This window comes from Empedobacter sp. UBA3475 (assembly GCF_002378465.1).
GTDB lineage: Bacteria > Bacteroidota > Bacteroidia > Flavobacteriales > Weeksellaceae > Empedobacter > Empedobacter falsenii_B.
The window spans coordinates 86675-106510 of sequence record NZ_DFRA01000068.1 but is presented as its reverse complement, the minus strand read 5'-3'; the positions used below and the strand labels follow the sequence as shown (position 1 = coordinate 106510).

Below are 19836 nucleotides of genomic sequence, written 5' to 3'. Positions count from 1 at the left end.
TTGATAACAAACCTTCAAGCAAAATGTCAAAATATCATATAGAATTATGGCATCATCAAAAACAATCAGCATCACGCTGAAAATTTGGCGTCAAAAAAACGCTAATGCTCAAGGAAAAATGGAAACATATTCCTTAAAAGATGTTTCTACTGATTCTTCTTTCTTAGAAATGCTTGATTTATTAAACGAGCAATTAATAGAGGAAGGAAAAGAGCCAGTTGCATTCGACCACGACTGTCGTGAAGGTATTTGTGGTATGTGTTCTTTATTCATCAATGGAGAAGCGCACGGACCAGATAGAGGTGTTACAACTTGTCAATTACATATGCGTATGTTCAAAGATGGTGAAACGATTTACATCGAACCATGGAGATCTGCTGCATTCCCAGTAATCAAAGATTTAATTGTAGACCGTTCATCTTTCGACCGTATCCAACAAGCTGGTGGTTACATCTCTGTAAATACATCAGGACGTACAGTAGATGCAAACAATATTCCAGTAAACAAAATGCATGCAGATGAAGCGTTCGACGCTGCAACATGTATTGGTTGTGGAGCTTGTGTTGCAACTTGTAAAAATGGATCTGCAATGTTATTCGTAGGAGCTAAAGTTTCTCAATTCGCATTGTTACCACAAGGACAAGTAGAAGCTGCTCGTCGTGCTCAAAAAATGGTTGCACAAATGGATTTAGAAGGTTTTGGTAACTGTACAAATACAGGAGCTTGTGAAATCGAATGTCCAAAAGGAATTTCTTTAGATAACATTGCACGTATGAACCGTGAGTATTTATCTGCAAAAATTGTATCACAAGAATAATAACATTCTGATATATATTAAAAGAGCGACATGTTTGTCGCTCTTTTTTTGTTATAATAATTGCAAAAAAAAAGGATTTCAATCTCTTGAAATCCTTCCCAATGTCAAATTCTTTCTTCTGAATAAGTCCATTGTAACTTGTTCTTTTTAAATGATTATAAAAAAGAATTTTTATAAATAGAACAAATATCTATTGTAAATAATAAATGAAATGTACTCATATATGAGAGACTATTAATCCTATGCAATAACTATGAGCAAAATCGATTTAAAAAGAACGTCTAGGGAAAAAAGGATTTCAATTTCTTGAAATCCTTCCCGAAATTTTTGATAATGATTTGAATTAATTTTCACCTTATTATGAAAATTCTCTGTCGGCTTAAAAATTTCGTTATTTTGTGGAAAAACAACTATTAATTTTAATGTTCTGTTTCAAAACAACTAAAGTATTTTGAAGTCCTGAACGAATAATTATTAATTCCTTGATGTAAAATTAATGACAAAAATCATGTTTTGCAAATTATTTCAGATTAATTTTAAAAGTTTAACACATCAATAAATCTATTTAGAAATAAAAAATCCAGCACATTATGTGCTGGATTTTAAGTTTAAGATTACTAAAATATAGTGTTCTGAGATTATTTAATGTTCTTAAAACTTCTATTGATAAAATTTGTTAATTCTTTACCTTTTAACAAACCTTGCGATAATTTTGCTAGATCTAATGCTTGATTAATCAACGCTTCTTTTTCTTCTTTCGAATCTTTAGCTAAAATTTCTGTTGCTAAATCCGAGTTTGCATTCACAACAACATTATACATTTCAGGGAAATTACCCATTCCAAACATCCCAGCTCCGCCAGAAGCTTGCATATCTTTCATACGACGCATAAATTCTGATTGCGTAATGATGAAAGGTGCATCTGTTCCAGATAAATCTTCTAATTGAATTGTATATGATTTATTGTTGATTGATTCTGTGATTTCAGTTTTCAATTTTTCTTTATCATCATCAGATAATTTGGAAATTTTAACTTCATCTTTTTCAATCAAATTATTGATATGATCCGCATCAACACGAACAAATGTTACATTTTCTTTTGTAGATTCTAACTTCTGAATCAAGTGAGAAGAAATAGGAGAATCTAATAAAATTACTTCGTAACCTTTTTCTTTCGCAATTTGTATGTATTGATCTTGTCCATCAACATCAGACGCATAAAGAATTACTAATTTTCCGTCTTTGTTGGTTTGATTGTCTTTAATCGCAGTATTTAATTCATCCCAAGTAAAATATTTACCATCAACTGTTGGATACAATGCAAATTTGTCAGATTTTTCGAAGAATTTATCTTCCGAAATCATTCCATATTCAATTACAACTTTAATATCGTTCCATTTTTGCTCGTAATCTTCACGATTTTGATTCATTAATGAAGACATTTTATCCGCCACTTTTTTCGTAATATGTGCCGAAATTTTCTTCACAGCTCCATCAGCTTGTAAGTACGAACGCGAAACATTCAATGGAATATCTGGAGAATCTATCACACCACGTAATAACATCAAGAAATCAGGAACAATTCCTTTCACTTCGTCTGTTACAAATACTTGATTTTGGTATAATTGAATACGATCTTTATCAATATTGATGTTGTTTCCTAATTTTGGGAAGAATAAAATTCCAGTCAAATTAAATGGATAATCAACATTTAAGTGAATATGGAATAAAGGTTCTTCGAATTGCATTGGATACAATTCTCTGTAGAAATTTTGATAATCTTCGTCAGACAATTCTGATGGCGCTTTTGTCCAAGCCGGATTTGTATTATTGATAATATCATCAACTTCGATTTCCTCTGGTTTAGCATCTTCAGCAGCACCTTCTGGTAAAGGAAGTGTTTCTTTTTTCGTTCCAAATTTGATCGGAATTGGCATGAATTTATTGTATTTATTCAATAATTCACGGATTTTCCATTCGTCTAAAAACTCTTTCGAATCTTCAGCAATGTGTAAAACGATTTCAGTTCCACGCTCGGTTTTATCCGAATTTTCTAAGGTAAATTCAGGAGAACCATCACATGTCCAATGAACTGCTGGCTCGTCTTTGTATGATTTTGTAATGATTTCTACTTTATCCGCAACCATAAATGCAGAATAAAAACCTAAACCAAAATGTCCGATAATTCCGTCTGCATCTTGGTGTTGATTAATAAATTCTTCTGCACCAGAAAAAGCAACTTGATTGATGTATTTTTCAACTTCATCAGCTGTCATTCCCAAACCTTGGTCAATAATATGTAAAGTATTATCGTCTTTATTGATTTTTACTTCAATTTTTGGATTTCCGTATTCTACTTTTGCATCACCAATACTTGTTAAATGCTTTAATTTCAGGGTTGCGTCAGAAGCATTCGAAATCAACTCACGCAAAAAGATTTCGTGATCGCTGTATAAAAACTTCTTAATTAATGGAAAGATATTCTCTACCGAAACATTAATATTTCCTTTATTCATCGTTATTGTATTTTTTATTTTTAATAATTAGTTTTTCTTGTAAATAGTCTAAATCATGAGATTTGTAGACGGAATGTAAATTTCAAAAGATATTCCAAATGAAATTTTTCTGACATTTTGTCGTAAAATAGATCATGAGAACTGCTTATAATTGCTTAATTTTCGTTCAAATTTAGAAAGATGAAATTCGGAAAAGTAGAAAACCCAGAATTGGTTGATTTTACATTGCCAAAAACGCCAAAAGAAACGATTGATTTGTTGAATAAAGTTGATAAATCAGATAATTTCGAAGTATATGTAGGCTGTGCAAAATGGAATAAGCAAGATTTGAAGAATTTTTATCCGCCTAAAACAAAAGATGAATTGAGTTATTATTCAACGCAATTTAATAGTATCGAGTTAAATGCGACATATTATCGTTCGCCAAGTAAAGAAAATGTCGAAACTTGGGTAAATAAAACTCCAAAAGATTTTAAATTTTTCCCGAAAATTCCACAAAGTATTAGTCATTATGGACGATTGCAAAATGTGACAGATAAATTGAATCAATATTTGGATGCAGTTGCGTTATTTGAAGAAAAATTAGGAATGATTTTCTTACAAATGCACGAAAATTTTGCTCCAAAAGATTTTGAAAAATTAGAAAATTTCATTCAAAATTTTCCGAAAGGTTATCCGTTAGCTGTAGAACTTCGTCATGAAGATTGGTTTTCGAACGAAGAAAATTTTAATCGATTGGTTTCGTTATTAGAAAAGCATAACATTTCAAATATTATTGTTGATACAGCGGGTAGGAGAGATATGGTGCATATGCGATTGACTTCGAATGAAGCTTTTGTGCGTTTTGTTGGAGCAAATATTCCATCTGATTACGAGCGTTTGGATGAATGGATTGAAACAATTAAACTTTGGAAAGCAGAAGGTTTGCAGAAATTGTATTTCTTTATTCATCAAAATTTAGAGTTAGAATCGCCAATGTTAGCCAAATATTTTATTAAGAAATTAAACAATGATTTAGATTTAGATATTCGTAGTCCGCAAGATGAATTGACGTTGTTTTAAGTGAAAATTAGAAAAAATAATTCTTTAAACCTCGATTGTTTCAACTAATTTTGCAGAACAAATAAAACAAAAGATTCTTCTCAATTATGAAACAATTTACTTCGGTTAATGATGTAGAAAACATCGACGAATTACTAAAAATAGCCTTAGAAATTAAAGCAAATCCTTTTGCTCAACAAGAGGTTGGTAAAAACAAAACAATTGGTTTAATATTTTTTAATCCAAGTTTACGTACACGTCTAAGCTCTATTAAAGCGGCTTATAATCTTGGAGCAAATGCTTGGGTTTTGAATGCTGGAGCAGATTCTTGGACATTGGAAATGGCTGATGGTGCTGTGATGAACGGAGATACGCAAGAACATATCAAAGAAGCAATTCAGGTAATGAGTGCGTATTGTGATGTTTTAGGCGTTCGTACTTTTCCGAAATTAGTAGATCGTGATGAAGATTATAACGAAATCATGTTCAATAAAGTAAAAGAATTATCTTCTGTTCCTGTTGTCTCTTTGGAAAGTGCAACTTTACATCCATTACAGTCTTTTGCTGATTTAATTACAATTGCAGAAAAAACGGGTTATACGCCTGGGACAAAACCTGAAAAGAAAGTGAAAGTTGTGATGACTTGGGCGCCGCATCCACGTCGTTTGCCACAAGCTGTTCCGAATTCTTTTGCGCAATGGTTTTCTAAGGTAGATTGGGTAGATTTTACAGTTGTACAACCAAAAGGTTTGGAGTTAGATCCAAAATTTACTAATGGAGCAACGATTGCTTATGATCAAGATGAAGCGTTGAAAGATGCTGATTTTGTCTATGCAAAAAACTGGTCTTCTTATGAAAATTATGGTCAACCGAATGATGGTGATAAGGATTGGGAAGTGACAATGGATAAAATGAATTTGACAAATAACGGAAAATTTATGCATTGTTTACCAGTTCGTCGCAATGTAGTAGTATCTGATGAAGTTTTAGATTCTGATCGTTCTATCGTAATTGATGAAGCAACGAACCGAATTTTCTCAGCTCAAACCGTTTTTCACGAGATTTTGAAAAATAAGTAGTAAACTACAATTAAAAAAGGCTTAAAAATTAATTTTTAAGCCTTTTTTAATGATATTATTTCTCACTAAAGTCCAACATGAATATCTTTCGTAGTGGCTTCTTTTTGAGAAGTTTTATATTTTGAATCATAGTTCCAAATAATCTTATCTGAAATGGTTTTTCCATTAAGATTAGTTTCTGCAATGATTATGTTTTCACCTTTTTGCAATTGAACATTTTCAGCAACGAAATGAATCTTATTATAGCCATTTTTTACATTTTCAATCTTTTTACCATTTACAGTTAACGTTGGCGTTCCTTGATTAGAGAAGATTGTAACAGTTGTAAATTCATTTCCTCTATTTACCATTCTACGTTGCGTTAAATAAACAACAGGTTCTTTGCTCCAATTTGCTTTATACCAATAAAAAGGATCTTTTTTAATTTTTCGATCAAACGAAACCAAACCTTTGAAATTTCTTGGATTAACATTTAATCGTGTAATAGGCGTTGCAAAATCGAAAGTATTCCAAACATAAGATCCCAAAAATATTGGATGTTTTTCTATTGTTGCCCAATGAACAATATGAAATTTAGTTGCAAATTCTTCTGGAAAAAATGCAGGATCACTCCATTGATTTCCATAGTTCCCAGCAACTTCAACTTGATCTTCAGGTTTTGCTTCTGCGCCATATTCAGAGAAAATGATTTTGTAATCTTTGAATTTTTTCGAAATTTCATTCGCCCAAGTTTCAACATCTTCTTTGTCTGTCAAATTTTCTACTTCGCCATTGTACCATCCAAAATAATGATTAATTCCTTGTATATCCGCATTATTATTAACTGGATGATCGACCACATTATAACCACTTACTTGTACTGTATAACGATCAGAATCTTCTGTTTTAGCTAAGTCATTTAGCTTTGTTGTCAATTCGATGGTGTAATTATTTGGCGAATAAACTTCATTGTGTAATCCCCAAGTGTAAATAGATGGATGATTGTAATTTTGACGAATCAACTCTTTTAATTGTTGCATTGCATTATTTTCTTCCAAGGTTGTAACCTGATTCACAAACGGAATTTCTGCCCAAACAATCAATCCTAGACTATCACATTTCGAGTAAAAATAATCAGATTGTTGGTAATGAGCTAATCGAATAGAAGTTGCACCAATTTCTTTTATAATTGCTAAATCTTCATCGTGATCTTCATTTGATAAAGCCGAACCTTTTCCCCATCGATCTTGATGTCTTGTCACGCCATAAAGTGGATATTTTTTGTCGTTTAAGAAGAAACCTTCGTTCGCTTTTAGTTCAAATTTACGAATACCCAAAGGTTGTGTTACTTCATCTAAAACTTGATTATTTTGTTTGATTTGTGTCACTACTTTATATAAATATGGATCTTCTAATCCATTCCATAAATGTGGATTATTAACCTTAATATCTTGAATAATTTCTTGTCTTCCTTGTGGTGATAGAGTGTAAGGAGTGCTGATAGATTTTACAGTTTTATTGTTATGATCGATGATCGAAGTGAAAATTTCGATGTTATTTGTTTGAGCTGATTTATTATCAACTTTGACTTTAAGATGAATATCAGCCGATTTTTTACTAACATTTTTCTGAGAAATAAAAATTCCAGCCGAAGCAAAATCATTTACAGCAATATTGATAGGGTCAGTAACAATCAACGAAACAGGACGATAAATTCCACCATAAACAGGAAATAAAACATGATTAACAGGAATAATTGCTGGATTTTCCTCGTTATTAGCTTTAACCAAAATTTCATTTTCTTGATCAAATTTTAACATTCCTGTCAATTCCAAAACAAAAGCAGAATATCCACCTTGATGGCGTCCAACAAAATTATAATTTCCGTTGTTTACATCACCTTGATAGCTTACTTTGTTCTTATTTTGAGTTGATTTTAAAGGAGAATTATTCATGTAAACTTCTGCATTTGCTCCAACACCTTCAAATTTGATAAAGATTCGTTTACCTTTCCAGTTTACTTTTGGCGTAAAAGATTTTCTGTAATACGAATCACCTACATAAAAACGCTCGTTTGTACTATAAAAACCAGGTGTAACTTGGTTCGTTTGCATATCAGTTGCATTCCATGTATGTGGAACTTGAACCAATTGCCAATCGCCTTTGAAGATAGAATTGTAATTAATTTCTGCAGTGGTAAATGGCCCTTTTTTAAAGCTCCAATTAGAGTTGAAGTTTACTATTTCTCGTGCATTTACTATTTGTAAACCGATAAAGAGTAAAATTAGAGATGTTAAATTTTTCATGTGAGTTTTGATAAGCAGTAAAAATAGTGATTTCAAAAATGTAGGCAAAAAAGAAAGCCACTCAATTTGAGTGGCTTTTCTACTTATTTTGAATAGATAAATTATTTATCTAAAACTTCCATATCAAAATATAAAGTTGCATTTGGTGGTACAACACCTCCAGCACCTCTTGATCCGTAACCTAATTCGGCAGGGATAATTAAGAAAACTTTAGAACCTCTGTTGAACATTGTTAATGCTTCCATCCAACCTTGGATTAATCCTGTAACACCAACTGTTGCGTCTAGTGGTTGATTGCGATCGTAAGATGAATCTAATTTTTCACCATCATTTAAACGTAAAGTATAATGTACTTGAATTGGATCTCCTTGTACAGGTTTTGCTCCGTTTCCTTCTTCTAAAATTACATATTTTAATCCAGAAGGAGTAGTTTGCGCTTTAGCCTCTAATTCTTTTTGACGAGCAATTTCAGCATCTTTTTCAGCTTTTGCTTTCGCTTCAGCTTCAGCTTGTTTTTTTGCATGATTTGCTTTTGCAGTTTCAAAAGCTTCTCCACCGTTATATTTGGCATATTTATCACCTTTACGAGCGATTTCTACTTTCTCAATCACAACTGGAACAACTGGTTTGTCATCTCTTGTTTTTTCTACATTAGCAATAGAATCTACAACTTCTAAACCTTCTACAACTTGTCCAAAAACAGTGTGTTTACCATCTAACCATGGAGTTGGAACCTCTGTAATGAAGAATTGAGACCCGTTTGTTGCTGGTCCTGAATTTGCCATAGATAAAACACCTTTTTTATCGTGTTTTAATGTTGCATCAAATTCATCTTCGAAATCGTAACCAGGTCCACCTGTACCTCTTCCGTCTGGATCACCACCTTGAATCATGAAATCTTTGATTACACGGTGAAAAATGATTCCATCATAAAAAGGAATTCCTTTTGCTTTTGCTTTATTTTCTTTTGTACCTTCTGCTAATCCTACAAAGTTAGCAACAGTCATTGGAGCTTCTTCTTCGTATAATTTGATTGTCATTGCACCATGATTTGTTGTCATTTTTGCATACAATCCGTCTTCTAAACTTTTAAATTCTTCTTTACTCATCGATTTTGGAATTTTAACGCCACAACTAACAAGAGTAGTGATGACAGTTAAGATTAATAATATTTTTCTCATTTTAACTTTACAGTCTTTGTGTTTATTAGTGTTTTTTTATTTTTAAAACTTTTACATCCATAATAATAGGCGAGTCTGGAGCAATTTTTTGTGTATCACCATAACCTCCATAAGCTAAAAACGAAGGTAATAATAATTTAGCAGTTTCACCTTCAGGAATTAATTGCAAACCAGCTTGTAAACCTCTCACAATATCAGCTTTTCCTAAAATTATTTTCTGAACTTTATTATCGTTAAACGAATATAAAATATTGTTTTCGAGATCAGTTACTTGATATTCAAATTCGATGTAGTCTCCATTATTTGCTGTAGAAGCTGTTCGTTGACCACTATTTGAAATCCAAAAGCCCGAACTCGTTTTAACAAATTTTAGGTCAGATGTTTTCATATAATCATCAAACCATTGTAATTCTTCTTGATGCAATAATTTTCCACGTTCTTGCGAACGTTTCATAAAATCGTCATTGGAATATGAAACGGGATATTGTATGACTTTTTGATCACAACTCATTAACGCAAAAACAGCGAAAGTGAATAAAATAACTTTTTTCATTAGATAACGATACTAGCTAATTTTTCTTGATATTCTGGTAAAAGGGATTGGAAATAAGCAATTGTTTCTTCCATATTCATATCCGAACGACCTCCAGAAGCATTCATATGACCGCCGCCATTGAAATGTTTGCGAGAGAATTCATTCACATCAAAATCACCTTTCGAACGTAACGAAATTTTAATGAAATTATGATGTGTGTCTTCAATAAAAATTACAGAAAAGATAAAATTTTCTATACTCAAACCATAATTTACAAAACCTTCTGTATCTCCTTTTTGAAAACCATTTGCTAGTAAATCTTCACGTTTTAAAAACATGAAAGCTGTTCGATATTCTGGTAAAAAAGTTAGATTATTTAGAGTTAATGATAATAACTTTAATCGTCCTTGTGTTTGTGAATCGTTTACATAAGAAGTAACTTTATCTACTTCTACACCTTTATCAATTAACTCTGCTACAATTCTATGCGTATCTGCCGATGTATTACGAAAACGGAATCCGCCTGTATCCGTCATTATTCCAGTATAAATACATTCAGCAATGCCTTTATCAATTTTATCTAAATCATTCATCGCTTCGATAAAATTATAAACCATTTGACAAGTCGCAGGCATTTCGATATCCGAATACATAAAATCAAATGTATCTGGTTCGCGGTGATGATCGATTAATATTTTTGGAGCTTTCGAACGTTCAACCCAGTTTCCTAAGTCATCAATTCGTTTTACAGTATTGAAATCTAAGATAAAAATCAACTCAGCTTGATGTATAATTGCTTCAGAAACTTTTGGTCGGTAATCTGCAATTACAATATCTTTTGCTGAAGGCATCCATTTTAGGAACTTCGGAAAATCGTTTGGTGAAACAATGTTACACGTATGTCCCAATTTATTCAAATAATGAAACATCGCCAATGTAGAACCTATCGCATCTCCATCAGGATTTTTGTGCGGTAGAATTGCAATTTTCTTTGGGGTTGATTTTAACAGAGCTTTTAGCTCTTCGAAATTTGTCATTTGCATAGTTGCAAAGATAAACAAACAAGTGATATTGTAAATTGCTTTGAACAAGAAAACCTCCAAATTTGGAGGTTTTCTTGTTTTTATGAAATATTTATAATTTATAAATCTCTTTTCTTGATAATTAATAAGGATAAACCAAGAAATAAAATGATGTAGAAAATATTTACCGCAAAATGATCCCATTGTACATGATCGGCAACAAATAACTTACCTTCCATAATTGCTTTTTGTATATCTACAGAAGGATAATCAACTATTTTTCCGTTTGAGTTTAGTGGTAAATAATTAGTTAAGATTTTAATTTCTTCAGGATTTTTTGGAGGATTTTTACCAAATCGAACTAAAAATTCAACAACTTTAGCAACAGATTCTATAATATTCAAAACAATTAAAGATAAAATCGCAAAAGCACTTTTCTTTAATAGGAATGATAAAAACATGGCGAATACAATATAAGCGAAGATTTCGACGAAATATCCTCCTAAGAATTCGATTCCGTTTACAAAATCAAACTTTTCGCTAAAAATAGAACCTAATGCAAAAACTAAAACGCCAACTAAAAGTGTAGAAATCAAAGTTATCACAACGTTCATCAAAACTTTTGTGTTTAAAAATTCAGTTTTAGATAAACCATCAATTGTATTTTGCTTGAAAGTTCCGAAAGAGTATTCGTTTGTAATATTATTAATAACAATAATAGCTAAAAAGAATTTTCCAAAACCAATTAACCACGTAATATTATGCCAAATTATAGGAAACTCTAATGCTCCCAATTTGATTAAATCAACTTCAATTTCATTCATATTTGGTTTGAAATTCGGTAACGTAATTCCCATTAACAGAATCATCACAAAATATAAAATGATGAAAATTCGCGTTCCTTTATTGTAGAATAATTTATTCCATTCTATGCTAAATAATCTTTTCATGTTAGTTCTGTTTTTGGATTAGTTGGAAAAATTGTTGTTCTAAAGATTCTTTACGTTTTACTAAATGATTCACGATAATTCCTTGTTCATAAAGCATTTTGTTAATTTCTGCTGGATCTTTCTCTTCTGATAAAACAGCAAAAAGTTTGTTGTTTTCTTTGGTAACTTTTGAAACGAATGAGAACGTTTTTAGTGTATATTCCAAACTTTCCATATTTTGCGCAGCAACTTCTATACTTCCAAAACTTGAATTCATTTGATCTACAGAACCCGCATAAAGCATTTTTCCTTGATTCAGAACCACTACATGCGAACATACTTTTTCGACTTCGTCTAATAAATGACTTGCTAGAATAATTGTAGTTCCTTGTTGAGCAATTTTAATAATCAATTCACGAATCTGAATAATTCCTTGTGGATCTAAACCATTTGTAGGTTCGTCTAAGATCAACACTTCAGGATCATTTAACAACGCAGCCGCAATAGCCAAACGTTGCTTCATTCCCAACGAATATTGTTGAAATTTATCTTTTTTACGAGAAAGTAATCCAACTAATTCAAGTTTTTCGTCAATTTTCGCATAATTAACTTCTTTAATATCAGCAACAATTTCAAGATTTTTTTCTGCTGATAAATAAGGATAGAATTTTGGGCTTTCGATAATTGCACCAATTTTTTTTAATGAATCGTTATCTGGTTCTTTATCAAACCATTTCCACGAACCCGCTGTAGGATTGATTACATTAAGAATCATTCCTAATGTTGTCGATTTTCCACTTCCGTTTGGACCAAGTAATCCGTAAACGTTTCCTTTTTCTACCGAAAAAGAGACATTGTTGACCGCTATAAAACTGTCAAATTTTTTAGTAAGTTGATTAATTTCAAGAACTTTATTCATAGTAGTTGAATTTGTTTTCTTTAATATGTAGACTTTTTTGTTAATTTGTTACAATTTAGAATTAATTTAAATAACATGAGAACGATACTTTATACCTTATTAATTGTACTTACAATTCAGGCTAAAGCGCAAAACGGAAAAACTTATCAAATTTATAATCAACAAGAAAAGAAAGTTGATTTTGATAAAATGATTAAAGAGTTAGCAAAATATGATGTTGTTTTATTTGGTGAACATCATAATAATGCGGTAAATCATTGGTTGCAATTGCAAACGACAAAAGAATTGTATAAGATAAAAGGAAATCAATTGATACTCGGAGCAGAAATGTTCGAGCGCCATCAACAAAATGATTTAACGAATTACTTGAAAGGCAAAACGACGGATGAAGAATTTCAAAAAAGTACAAAGCTTTGGAATAATTATAAAACAGATTATAAACCGCTTGTTGATTTTGCGAAAGAAAAGAATTTGGATTTTGTAGCGACTAACGTATCACGCAAATATGCTTCGTATGTCGCTAAGAATGGACTTGAAGCTTTGGATACAGTTCCAAATAATGAGAAAGCCTTTATTGCGAAACTTCCTATTACCATAGATTATGATGCACCTGGTTATCCTGAGATGATTAAAATGATGGGAGATCATGCTGGAGTGAAGGCAAAACAGTTTGTTGCAGCACAAGCTACAAAGGATGCAACAATGGCAGAATCAATTTTGAATAATTTGAAGAAAAATAATCTATTCATTCATTACAATGGTGATTATCATTCTAAAAATTATGGCGGAATTTATTGGTATTTGAAATATTTTCGACCTGAGCTCAAAATCGCCGTAATTGAAATTCTAGAAAGTGAAGATTTAAATGAAAAATTATCTGTAATTAAATCTAAAAACGAAAATGTTACTACGACAGAATTTATTATAGTATTTCCTAAGGATTCGCCTAAAACCTACTAATTTTACTTATAAGCAGAAAGTTTTATTGATTATTTTTCATATTTTGCATTTTAAAAAATAAAGCAAACAATTAAATACAACTATGGACAGAAGAAATTTTATTAAATCGACTGCTGCAGCATCTACGGTAGCATTAGTATCACCAGATTCATTATTTGATTTTTCATCAAAAATTGATAAGGTGAAAGTAGGAATTGTTGGCTGTGGAATGAGAGGGCAGGTACATTTAGATGAGTTATTAAAAAGAAATGATGTAGAAGTTGTTGGGATCGCTGAACCAGATCAACGAATGATTGATCGTTCAAACAAAATTTTTGCAAAACATAATAAAAAACCTGTAGAGTATTTTAAAGGTTTAGATGGATATAAAAAATTATATAAGAATAAAGAAATGCATGCTGTAATTATAGCTACGCCATGGGAATTTCACGCTGAGCAAACAATTGCAGCAATGAATGCGGGTAAAATTGTAGGTTTAGAAGTGTGTGGAGCGATGAATTTACAAGAATGTTGGGATTACGTAGATACATACGAAAAAACGAAAGTTCCTGTATTCATGATGGAGAATGTTTGTTACCGTCGCGATGTTATGGCTGTAATGAATATGGTTCGTAAAGGAATGTTTGGTCAAATTGTTCATGGACAAGGTGGTTACCAACACGATTTAAGAAATGTATTATTTAATGATGGTAAACAACCTTATGGTGGTGGAGTTGAATTTGGAGACAAAGGTTTCTCTGAAGCTGCTTGGCGTACAAATCATTATGTAAAACGTAATGCAGAATTATATCCAACGCATGGTTTAGGACCAATCGGTACAATGATGGATGTTAACCGTGGAAATAGAATTACACATTTAACTTCTATGGCTTCTCAACAAGCTGGTTTAACTGATTATATCGTGAAGAATGGAGGTGTAGATCATCCAAATGCAAAAGTTAAATTCAAACAAGGAGATATCGTTCAAACAATGTTAAAATGTGAAAACGGAGAAACAATCTTATTAACGCACGATACATCTTTACAGCGTCCATATAACTTAGGTTTCCGTATTCAAGGAACTGATGGTATTTGGCAAGATATCGGTTCAGGAGGATTTAGTCAAGGTTTCATTTATTTCGAAGATGAAATGAAACATTCTCACAAATGGGCAAGTTCAGAAGATCATTTAAAAACTTACGATCATCCATATTGGAAAAAATACGAAACTCAGGCAGAAGGTGCTGGGCACGGAGGAATGGATTTCTTCTTAATGAATGATTTTATCGAATGTATTAAAGCAAACAAAGAATTCCCATTCGATGTATATGATTTAGCAACTTGGTATGCAGTAACACCATTAAGTGAAAAATCTATCGAAGGAAATGGTACTTCTCAAGAAATGCCAGACTTTACAAGAGGAAAATATAAAACAAGAAAACCAGTTTTTGGTACAGAAGATTATGGATTCTAAAACCTTATCATTAGTCATTTTAGCAGGTGGAATGGGAAGCCGCTACAAAGGACAAAAACAAATTGATCCAATTGGACCAAGTAAAGAAACGTTGATGGAATATTCAATTTTCGATGCTTTTTCTTGCGGAATAAAACATTTTGTATTCATTATTAATGAACAATTTAATGCAGAAACTAAAAAATATTTTCAAAATTTAATTGAAAAAAATGGAGGTAAAGTAGAATTTGTTCTTCAAACGACGTATACATCTGTTCCGAGAGGAATTTATGATACAATAGAAAAACGTGAAAAACCTTGGGGAACTGGACATGCGTTAATGATTACAAAAAATCATTTAAACAATCCATTTATTGTAATTAATGCAGATGATTTTTATGGTCGTAAAGCATTTGAAAAAGCAAGTGAATTGGTTCAAAACGAAAAAATCACTGCAAATACTTATGGTATGGTTGCGTACAAATTGGCCAATACGATTAGCGAAAATGGTTCTGTTTCTCGCGGAGTATGTACTGTAACTAACGGTCATTTGGAGAATGTTGTAGAACGTACAAATATCTATTCTAACGAAAATGGAGAAATTGTTTTCGAAGAAGATGATAACGTTTTACCATTAGATGGAGATACGGCTGTATCGATGAATTTCTTTGTTTTACATCCTTCTATTTTCAGAAAATTAGAAGATAAATTTGAGGAATTTCTTCACGAAAATGCTTCTCAATTGAAAGCAGAATTTTTCTTGCCGAAAGTTGTAAATGATATGATCAAAGAAGATCAATTGGAAGTGATTGTAGAAAAATCGGATGACAATTGGTTCGGAATGACTTATCCAGAAGATAGAGAAGTTGTAGTAAATTCTATTCACAATTTAATCAATGATCAAAAATATCCAAATTCTCTTTGGACATAAAATATAATGGAGAAAATATTAAAACATTATTTCGAAAATATAGATCAAGTTAGTATTAATCCAATCAGTTCTGGTTGGATTAATTCTACTTATGAAGTTGAGTATGAAGGAAAAAAATATATTTTACAAAAAATAAACACGCACGTTTTTCCTCAACCAGAAGTAATTTCGAACAATATTGACATCATTTCTCGCCATCTAAAAGCAAAGAATTATCAAAATTCGGTAATCGAAATTGTAAAAGATTTGCAAGGAAATTTATTAGCAAAAGAAGATAGAGAAACTTGGAGAATGACTTCTTTTATTCCAAATTCTATTTGTTTTGAGAAAGTGGAATCTGCGGAACAAGCGTATGAAGCGGCGAAAACAATTAGTGAATTTCATTCGTATTTGTTAGATGTTAATGTTGATGAAATTTATCCTTCGATTGTCGGGTTTTTAGATTATCATAAACGTGTAAATGATTTCAAAAATGCATTGAAAAATGCTTCAACAGAGCGTTTAGAAGAAACGAAAGAAGAAGTTGCTTATATTTTGGATAATCTGTATCAAGTTGAAAAGTATTTAGAAATAGATTTCCCAAAGCGTGTCGTTCATGCTGATGCTAAAATCAGTAATTTCTTATTTAATAATGATAATCATTCGCAAGCAATCGCTGTGATAGACTGGGATACAATAATGCCAGGGAATATTTTGTGCGATTTTGGAGATATGATTCGTACATACGCAAACCTGAAAGCTGAAGACGATCCTAATCCTGAAAAATTGTTTGAACCTGATTATTATAAAGCGGTTAAAAATGGGTTTTTAGAACATTTAAAATATGATTTACAACCAATAGAGATCGAAAATATGGATTTTGTTGCGTATATTGTGATTTATATTCAGGTGGTTAGATTTTTGGCAGATTATTTAGAAAACGATATTTATTATTCGATTTCTTATCCAAAACAAAATCTAAATCGTACGATTAATCAAATCAATTTATTAAAAGCATTAACAAAATTTCATGAAGAAAATTCGGTTCGAAAAATATAAACCTACAGATTTTAATAACTTTTTTAAACTTGTTCAGGACGACGAAGTGATGAAATATATCTCTGGAAAAGGTTTGAATGAAGAGCAAGCAAATCACAAATTTACATCAATCTTAGAAAAAGGTAGCGTTAACGAAAACCTTGGTTTTTTTAAGGTTTATGACGAAAACGACACACTTTTAGGTGATTGTAAATTGGTGTATAACAAACATATCGAAAATTCACTTGAAATAGGTTATTTATTGAAAAAAGAATTTTGGAGAAAAGGTTTTGGATCAATGATTTGCGAACATTTATTAGTAGAATCAAAAGAAAAATTTCCTGATTTGCAAGTAATGGCTGTCATCGATCCTGATAATGTTGCTTCAAGAAAGTTGTTAGAAAAGTTTAATTTTGAATCGTATTGGAAAGGTATCGAAAATGATTTGCCTACAGAAAAATTGCTTTTAAAAGAGAAATGATACGAGTAAAAGATGTCGCTTTGGCGATGGAAGAAATAGCGCCTTTGGCGTATGCAGAGGATTTTGACAATGTTGGATTGCTAGTTGGTGATTACAATGATGAGGTAACAGGGATCTTGGTAACATTGGACACAACACTAGAAGTTGTGGAAGAAGCGATTGAGAAAAATTGTAATTTGATTATGAGTTTTCATCCAATTATTTTTTCTGGTTTAAAGAAATTGAACGGAAAAAATTATGTTGAAAAAGCAGTGATGACAGCAATCAAAAATGGAATTAATATTTATGCAACGCATACAGCTTTAGATAATTCGAAAGTTGGTGTTAATTTCAAGATTTCTGAACAATTATCTTTATTGAATACTAAAATTCTTATTCCAAAATTGCAAATCATCAAACAATTAATTACCTATTTGCCAACAGAACATGCTGAGCAGTTGAAATCTGCGTTGTATGAAGCTGGAGCAGGAAAAATAGGGAATTATGATTCGTGTGGTTTTGTGATAGAAGGCAAAGGAAATTTTCGACCAATTGCTGGTGCAAACCCTTTTATTGGTGAAATAGGTAAATTGGAATCAGTAAATGAAACGCGAATAGAGGTTGTTGTTCCGCAACATTTGGAAAGTGATGTAATGAATGCTTTGTTCAAAAATCATCCGTACGAAGAAGTTGCGTATTCTGTTATTTCGTTGAATAATCAAAACAATTATATTGGAATTGGAATGATTGGAGATTTAGAAAATGAAATGGAAGAACTCGATTTTTTCAATTATCTAAAAACTCAAATGAATACACCCGTTATTCGTCACTCGAAATTATTAAACAAAAAAATAAAGAAGGTTGCTGTACTTGGAGGTTCTGGCGCATTTGGAATAAAAAATGCAATTTCGGCTGGAGCGGACATTTATATCACGGCTGATTTGAAATATCACGATTTTTTTACAGCTGAAAATAAGCTTGTTTTGGCAGATATTGGACATTTTGAATCGGAACAGTTTACAAAAAACTTAATAACTTCGTATCTTAAAGAAAAATTTACTAATTTTGTGGTCTTTAATTCTGGAATTAATACCAATCCTGTTAATTATTGTTAACTATGTCTGAAACAAAAAATATCAAAGAACTAAGCGTAGAAGAAAAACTTCGCGCGTTATACGACTTGCAATTAATTGATTCACGTTTAGATGAAATCAGAAACACAAGAGGTGAATTACCTTTAGAAGTTGAAGATTTGAGCGACGATGTTGCACAATTAGAAACGAGAATCCAAAAAATAGTTGACGAAACTAAAGGTTTGGATGAAGAAATTAAATTGAAGAAAGAAGCAATCAAAAATGCTGAAGCTTTAATTAAAAAATACACGAAACAACAAGATAACGTACGAAACAATAGAGAATTTGATGCTTTAGCGAAAGAAGTAGAGTATCAAGGTTTGGAAATTGAGTTATCTGAGAAACGTATTCGTGAGTTTACAGTTAAAATTTCTCAAAAAAATGCACAAGTTGAAGAATTTAATGCAAAATTAAACTCAATGAAAGAGCATTTATCTCACAAACAAGCTGAGTTGGATACAATTGTAAAAGATACAGAAAAAGAAGAAAGTAATTTATTGAAATTATCTTCTGAATATTCTGCTAAAATCGAACAAAGATTATTAGACGCTTACAGCCGTATCAGAAATTCTGTGAAAAATGGTTTAGCTGTTGTTCCTGTACAACGTGGAGCTTCTGCGGGATCTTTCTTTACAATTCCACCACAAAGACAAATGGATATCGCTCAACGTAAAAAAATTATCGCTGACGAACATTCAGGACGTATCTTAGTTGATTTGGAATTAGCTTTAGAAGAGCAAGAAAAAATGGAAATCATTATCAAAGGATAATTTTCTTTGTTAAAAAATATTTTATTTAATATCAAAGTGTTACACGATTGTGTAACACTTTTTTTATGCTAAAACTAGTTGTTGTTATTTTTTAGCACGCTATTTGTAATACTGGCAATATAATTAGTTTGAAAATTTAGAAATTATGAAAAAAATTATATTTTTAGCAATGTTAGCTGTCTCGTCTATCTCATTAACATCTTGTGTGAATAATGATGATGGCTATTATGAACCTGAAATTGTTAATGTTGGACAAATCAATTATGATGGTGTATCATTTCCGCTTCGAAATGCAGTTGTTGCAGATATAAAAAAGGCTGATGGCGGATTTTATTATAGTGTAGAATTATCTACAAATCCAGTTCCTAAGAATGGTAAATTAAATGGAGCTTATTTGTATTTAGAAATTTTCCAAAGAGGTGATTTAAGTTTTAATGGATCTTACGTAACAGAAAATAATGATAGAGGATTGGATTATATCGAATATTATGAAGATCCTATAATGCAAAATTATGTGCCAGTTCTTAATTCTGGAACGTTTGCTTTGTTAGATACAGATTTTTCTTCTGGATCTATTAATCTAAAAAATTATTTTGACCCTTATAACAGAAGTTTATTATCTACAAACTTTGCATTGAGAGTTTCGAATGGTAAAACATTGACTGGTGATTTTGATGGATTATTTGATTTTATCCAATTATACAGCAAATCTGCTAAAGATGCTGTAAGTGCAAAATCTGCATCAACAGAAAGAGTAAAAACAGGAGTGAGAACACCTTCTGCAAGAAAATAAAATTTCAATTCATAGA

Annotated in this window: 18 protein-coding genes; 11 read left to right on the top strand and 7 right to left on the bottom strand. The window is 31.4% G+C overall.

Annotated elements, in window-relative coordinates; all coding sequences use genetic code 11:
* Positions 1–46: 46 nt before the first annotated feature.
* The gene (locus B3I31_RS14270) at positions 47–817 is read left to right on the top strand and encodes a succinate dehydrogenase/fumarate reductase iron-sulfur subunit (protein ID WP_038337216.1); all 771 of its coding nucleotides are present in this window, start codon (positions 47–49) and stop codon (positions 815–817) included.
* A 638-nt stretch (positions 818–1455) separates the two neighbouring features.
* Here the strand turns inward: B3I31_RS14270 and htpG are convergent.
* The gene (htpG, locus tag B3I31_RS14265; protein WP_286495218.1) at positions 1456–3333 is read right to left on the bottom strand and encodes a molecular chaperone HtpG; all 1878 of its coding nucleotides are present in this window, start codon (positions 3331–3333) and stop codon (positions 1456–1458) included.
* A gap of 180 nt (positions 3334–3513) precedes the next feature.
* Between htpG and B3I31_RS14260 the strand changes: the two genes are divergently transcribed.
* The gene (locus B3I31_RS14260; protein ID WP_286495217.1) at positions 3514–4395 is read left to right on the top strand and encodes a DUF72 domain-containing protein; all 882 of its coding nucleotides are present in this window, start codon (positions 3514–3516) and stop codon (positions 4393–4395) included.
* An 86-nt stretch (positions 4396–4481) separates the two neighbouring features.
* A complete protein-coding gene (locus B3I31_RS14255) occupies positions 4482–5453 on the top strand; it encodes an N-acetylornithine carbamoyltransferase (RefSeq protein ID WP_286495216.1) in 972 nt (323 codons plus the stop codon).
* 65 nt (positions 5454–5518) lie between these two features.
* Here the strand turns inward: B3I31_RS14255 and B3I31_RS14250 are convergent, their stop codons facing one another.
* The 6 genes from B3I31_RS14250 to B3I31_RS14225 all read right to left on the bottom strand — a co-directional run bounded on the left by B3I31_RS14250 (position 5519) and on the right by B3I31_RS14225 (position 12324).
* Entirely contained in the window at positions 5519–7738 is a 2220-nt protein-coding gene (locus B3I31_RS14250) for a glycoside hydrolase family 2 protein (protein WP_291060221.1), read from the bottom strand.
* Positions 7739–7839: 101 nt separating this feature from the next.
* Positions 7840–8919: a peptidylprolyl isomerase gene (locus B3I31_RS14245; protein ID WP_038331198.1), complete on the bottom strand. Its 1080-nt coding sequence runs from the start codon at positions 8917–8919 to the stop codon at positions 7840–7842.
* 25 nt (positions 8920–8944) lie between these two features.
* On the bottom strand, positions 8945–9472 hold the full coding sequence (locus B3I31_RS14240) for an FKBP-type peptidyl-prolyl cis-trans isomerase (RefSeq protein WP_115000909.1): 528 nt from the start codon (positions 9470–9472) through the stop codon (positions 8945–8947).
* On the bottom strand, positions 9472–10497 hold the full coding sequence (locus tag B3I31_RS14235; protein ID WP_291088186.1) for a DHH family phosphoesterase: 1026 nt from the start codon (positions 10495–10497) through the stop codon (positions 9472–9474). Before B3I31_RS14235 ends, B3I31_RS14240 begins: the two co-directional genes overlap by 1 nt.
* 98 nt (positions 10498–10595) lie before the next feature.
* The gene (locus B3I31_RS14230; RefSeq protein WP_291071491.1) at positions 10596–11426 is read right to left on the bottom strand and encodes an ABC transporter permease; all 831 of its coding nucleotides are present in this window, start codon (positions 11424–11426) and stop codon (positions 10596–10598) included.
* 1 nt (position 11427) lies between these two features.
* On the bottom strand, positions 11428–12324 hold the full coding sequence (locus B3I31_RS14225; RefSeq protein WP_291059391.1) for an ABC transporter ATP-binding protein: 897 nt from the start codon (positions 12322–12324) through the stop codon (positions 11428–11430).
* A gap of 75 nt (positions 12325–12399) precedes the next feature.
* Here B3I31_RS14225 and B3I31_RS14220 point away from each other — a divergent pair, with 75 nt between their 5' ends.
* From B3I31_RS14220 to B3I31_RS14185, 8 genes are all read left to right on the top strand, one after another.
* Positions 12400–13284, top strand: a complete 885-nt coding sequence (locus tag B3I31_RS14220) for a ChaN family lipoprotein (RefSeq protein ID WP_291059389.1) — start codon at positions 12400–12402, stop codon at positions 13282–13284.
* A gap of 82 nt (positions 13285–13366) precedes the next feature.
* Positions 13367–14737, top strand: a complete 1371-nt coding sequence (locus B3I31_RS14215) for a Gfo/Idh/MocA family protein (protein ID WP_286495206.1) — start codon at positions 13367–13369, stop codon at positions 14735–14737.
* Positions 14727–15647, top strand: a complete 921-nt coding sequence (locus B3I31_RS14210; protein WP_038331209.1) for a nucleotidyltransferase family protein — start codon at positions 14727–14729, stop codon at positions 15645–15647. Before B3I31_RS14215 ends, B3I31_RS14210 begins: the two co-directional genes overlap by 11 nt.
* Positions 15648–15653: 6 nt before the next feature.
* Positions 15654–16685, top strand: coding sequence for a phosphotransferase enzyme family protein (locus B3I31_RS14205; protein WP_286495205.1), 1032 nt, complete (start codon positions 15654–15656; stop codon positions 16683–16685).
* Positions 16657–17145 carry a GNAT family N-acetyltransferase gene (locus B3I31_RS14200; protein WP_221856269.1) on the top strand — a complete coding sequence of 163 codons (489 nt, stop codon included), beginning with the start codon at positions 16657–16659 and terminating at the stop codon, positions 17143–17145. The genes B3I31_RS14205 and B3I31_RS14200 overlap by 29 nt, the downstream gene beginning before the upstream one ends.
* Positions 17142–18239, top strand: coding sequence for a Nif3-like dinuclear metal center hexameric protein (locus tag B3I31_RS14195; RefSeq protein ID WP_409450812.1), 1098 nt, complete (start codon positions 17142–17144; stop codon positions 18237–18239). Before B3I31_RS14200 ends, B3I31_RS14195 begins: the two co-directional genes overlap by 4 nt.
* A 2-nt stretch (positions 18240–18241) precedes the next feature.
* The gene (locus B3I31_RS14190) at positions 18242–19027 is read left to right on the top strand and encodes a zinc ribbon domain-containing protein (RefSeq protein ID WP_115000894.1); all 786 of its coding nucleotides are present in this window, start codon (positions 18242–18244) and stop codon (positions 19025–19027) included.
* A gap of 145 nt (positions 19028–19172) precedes the next feature.
* Complete coding sequence (locus B3I31_RS14185; RefSeq protein WP_125349271.1) at positions 19173–19820, top strand: hypothetical protein; 648 nt, start codon at positions 19173–19175, stop codon at positions 19818–19820.
* The last annotated feature ends 16 nt before the right edge of the window (positions 19821–19836 follow it).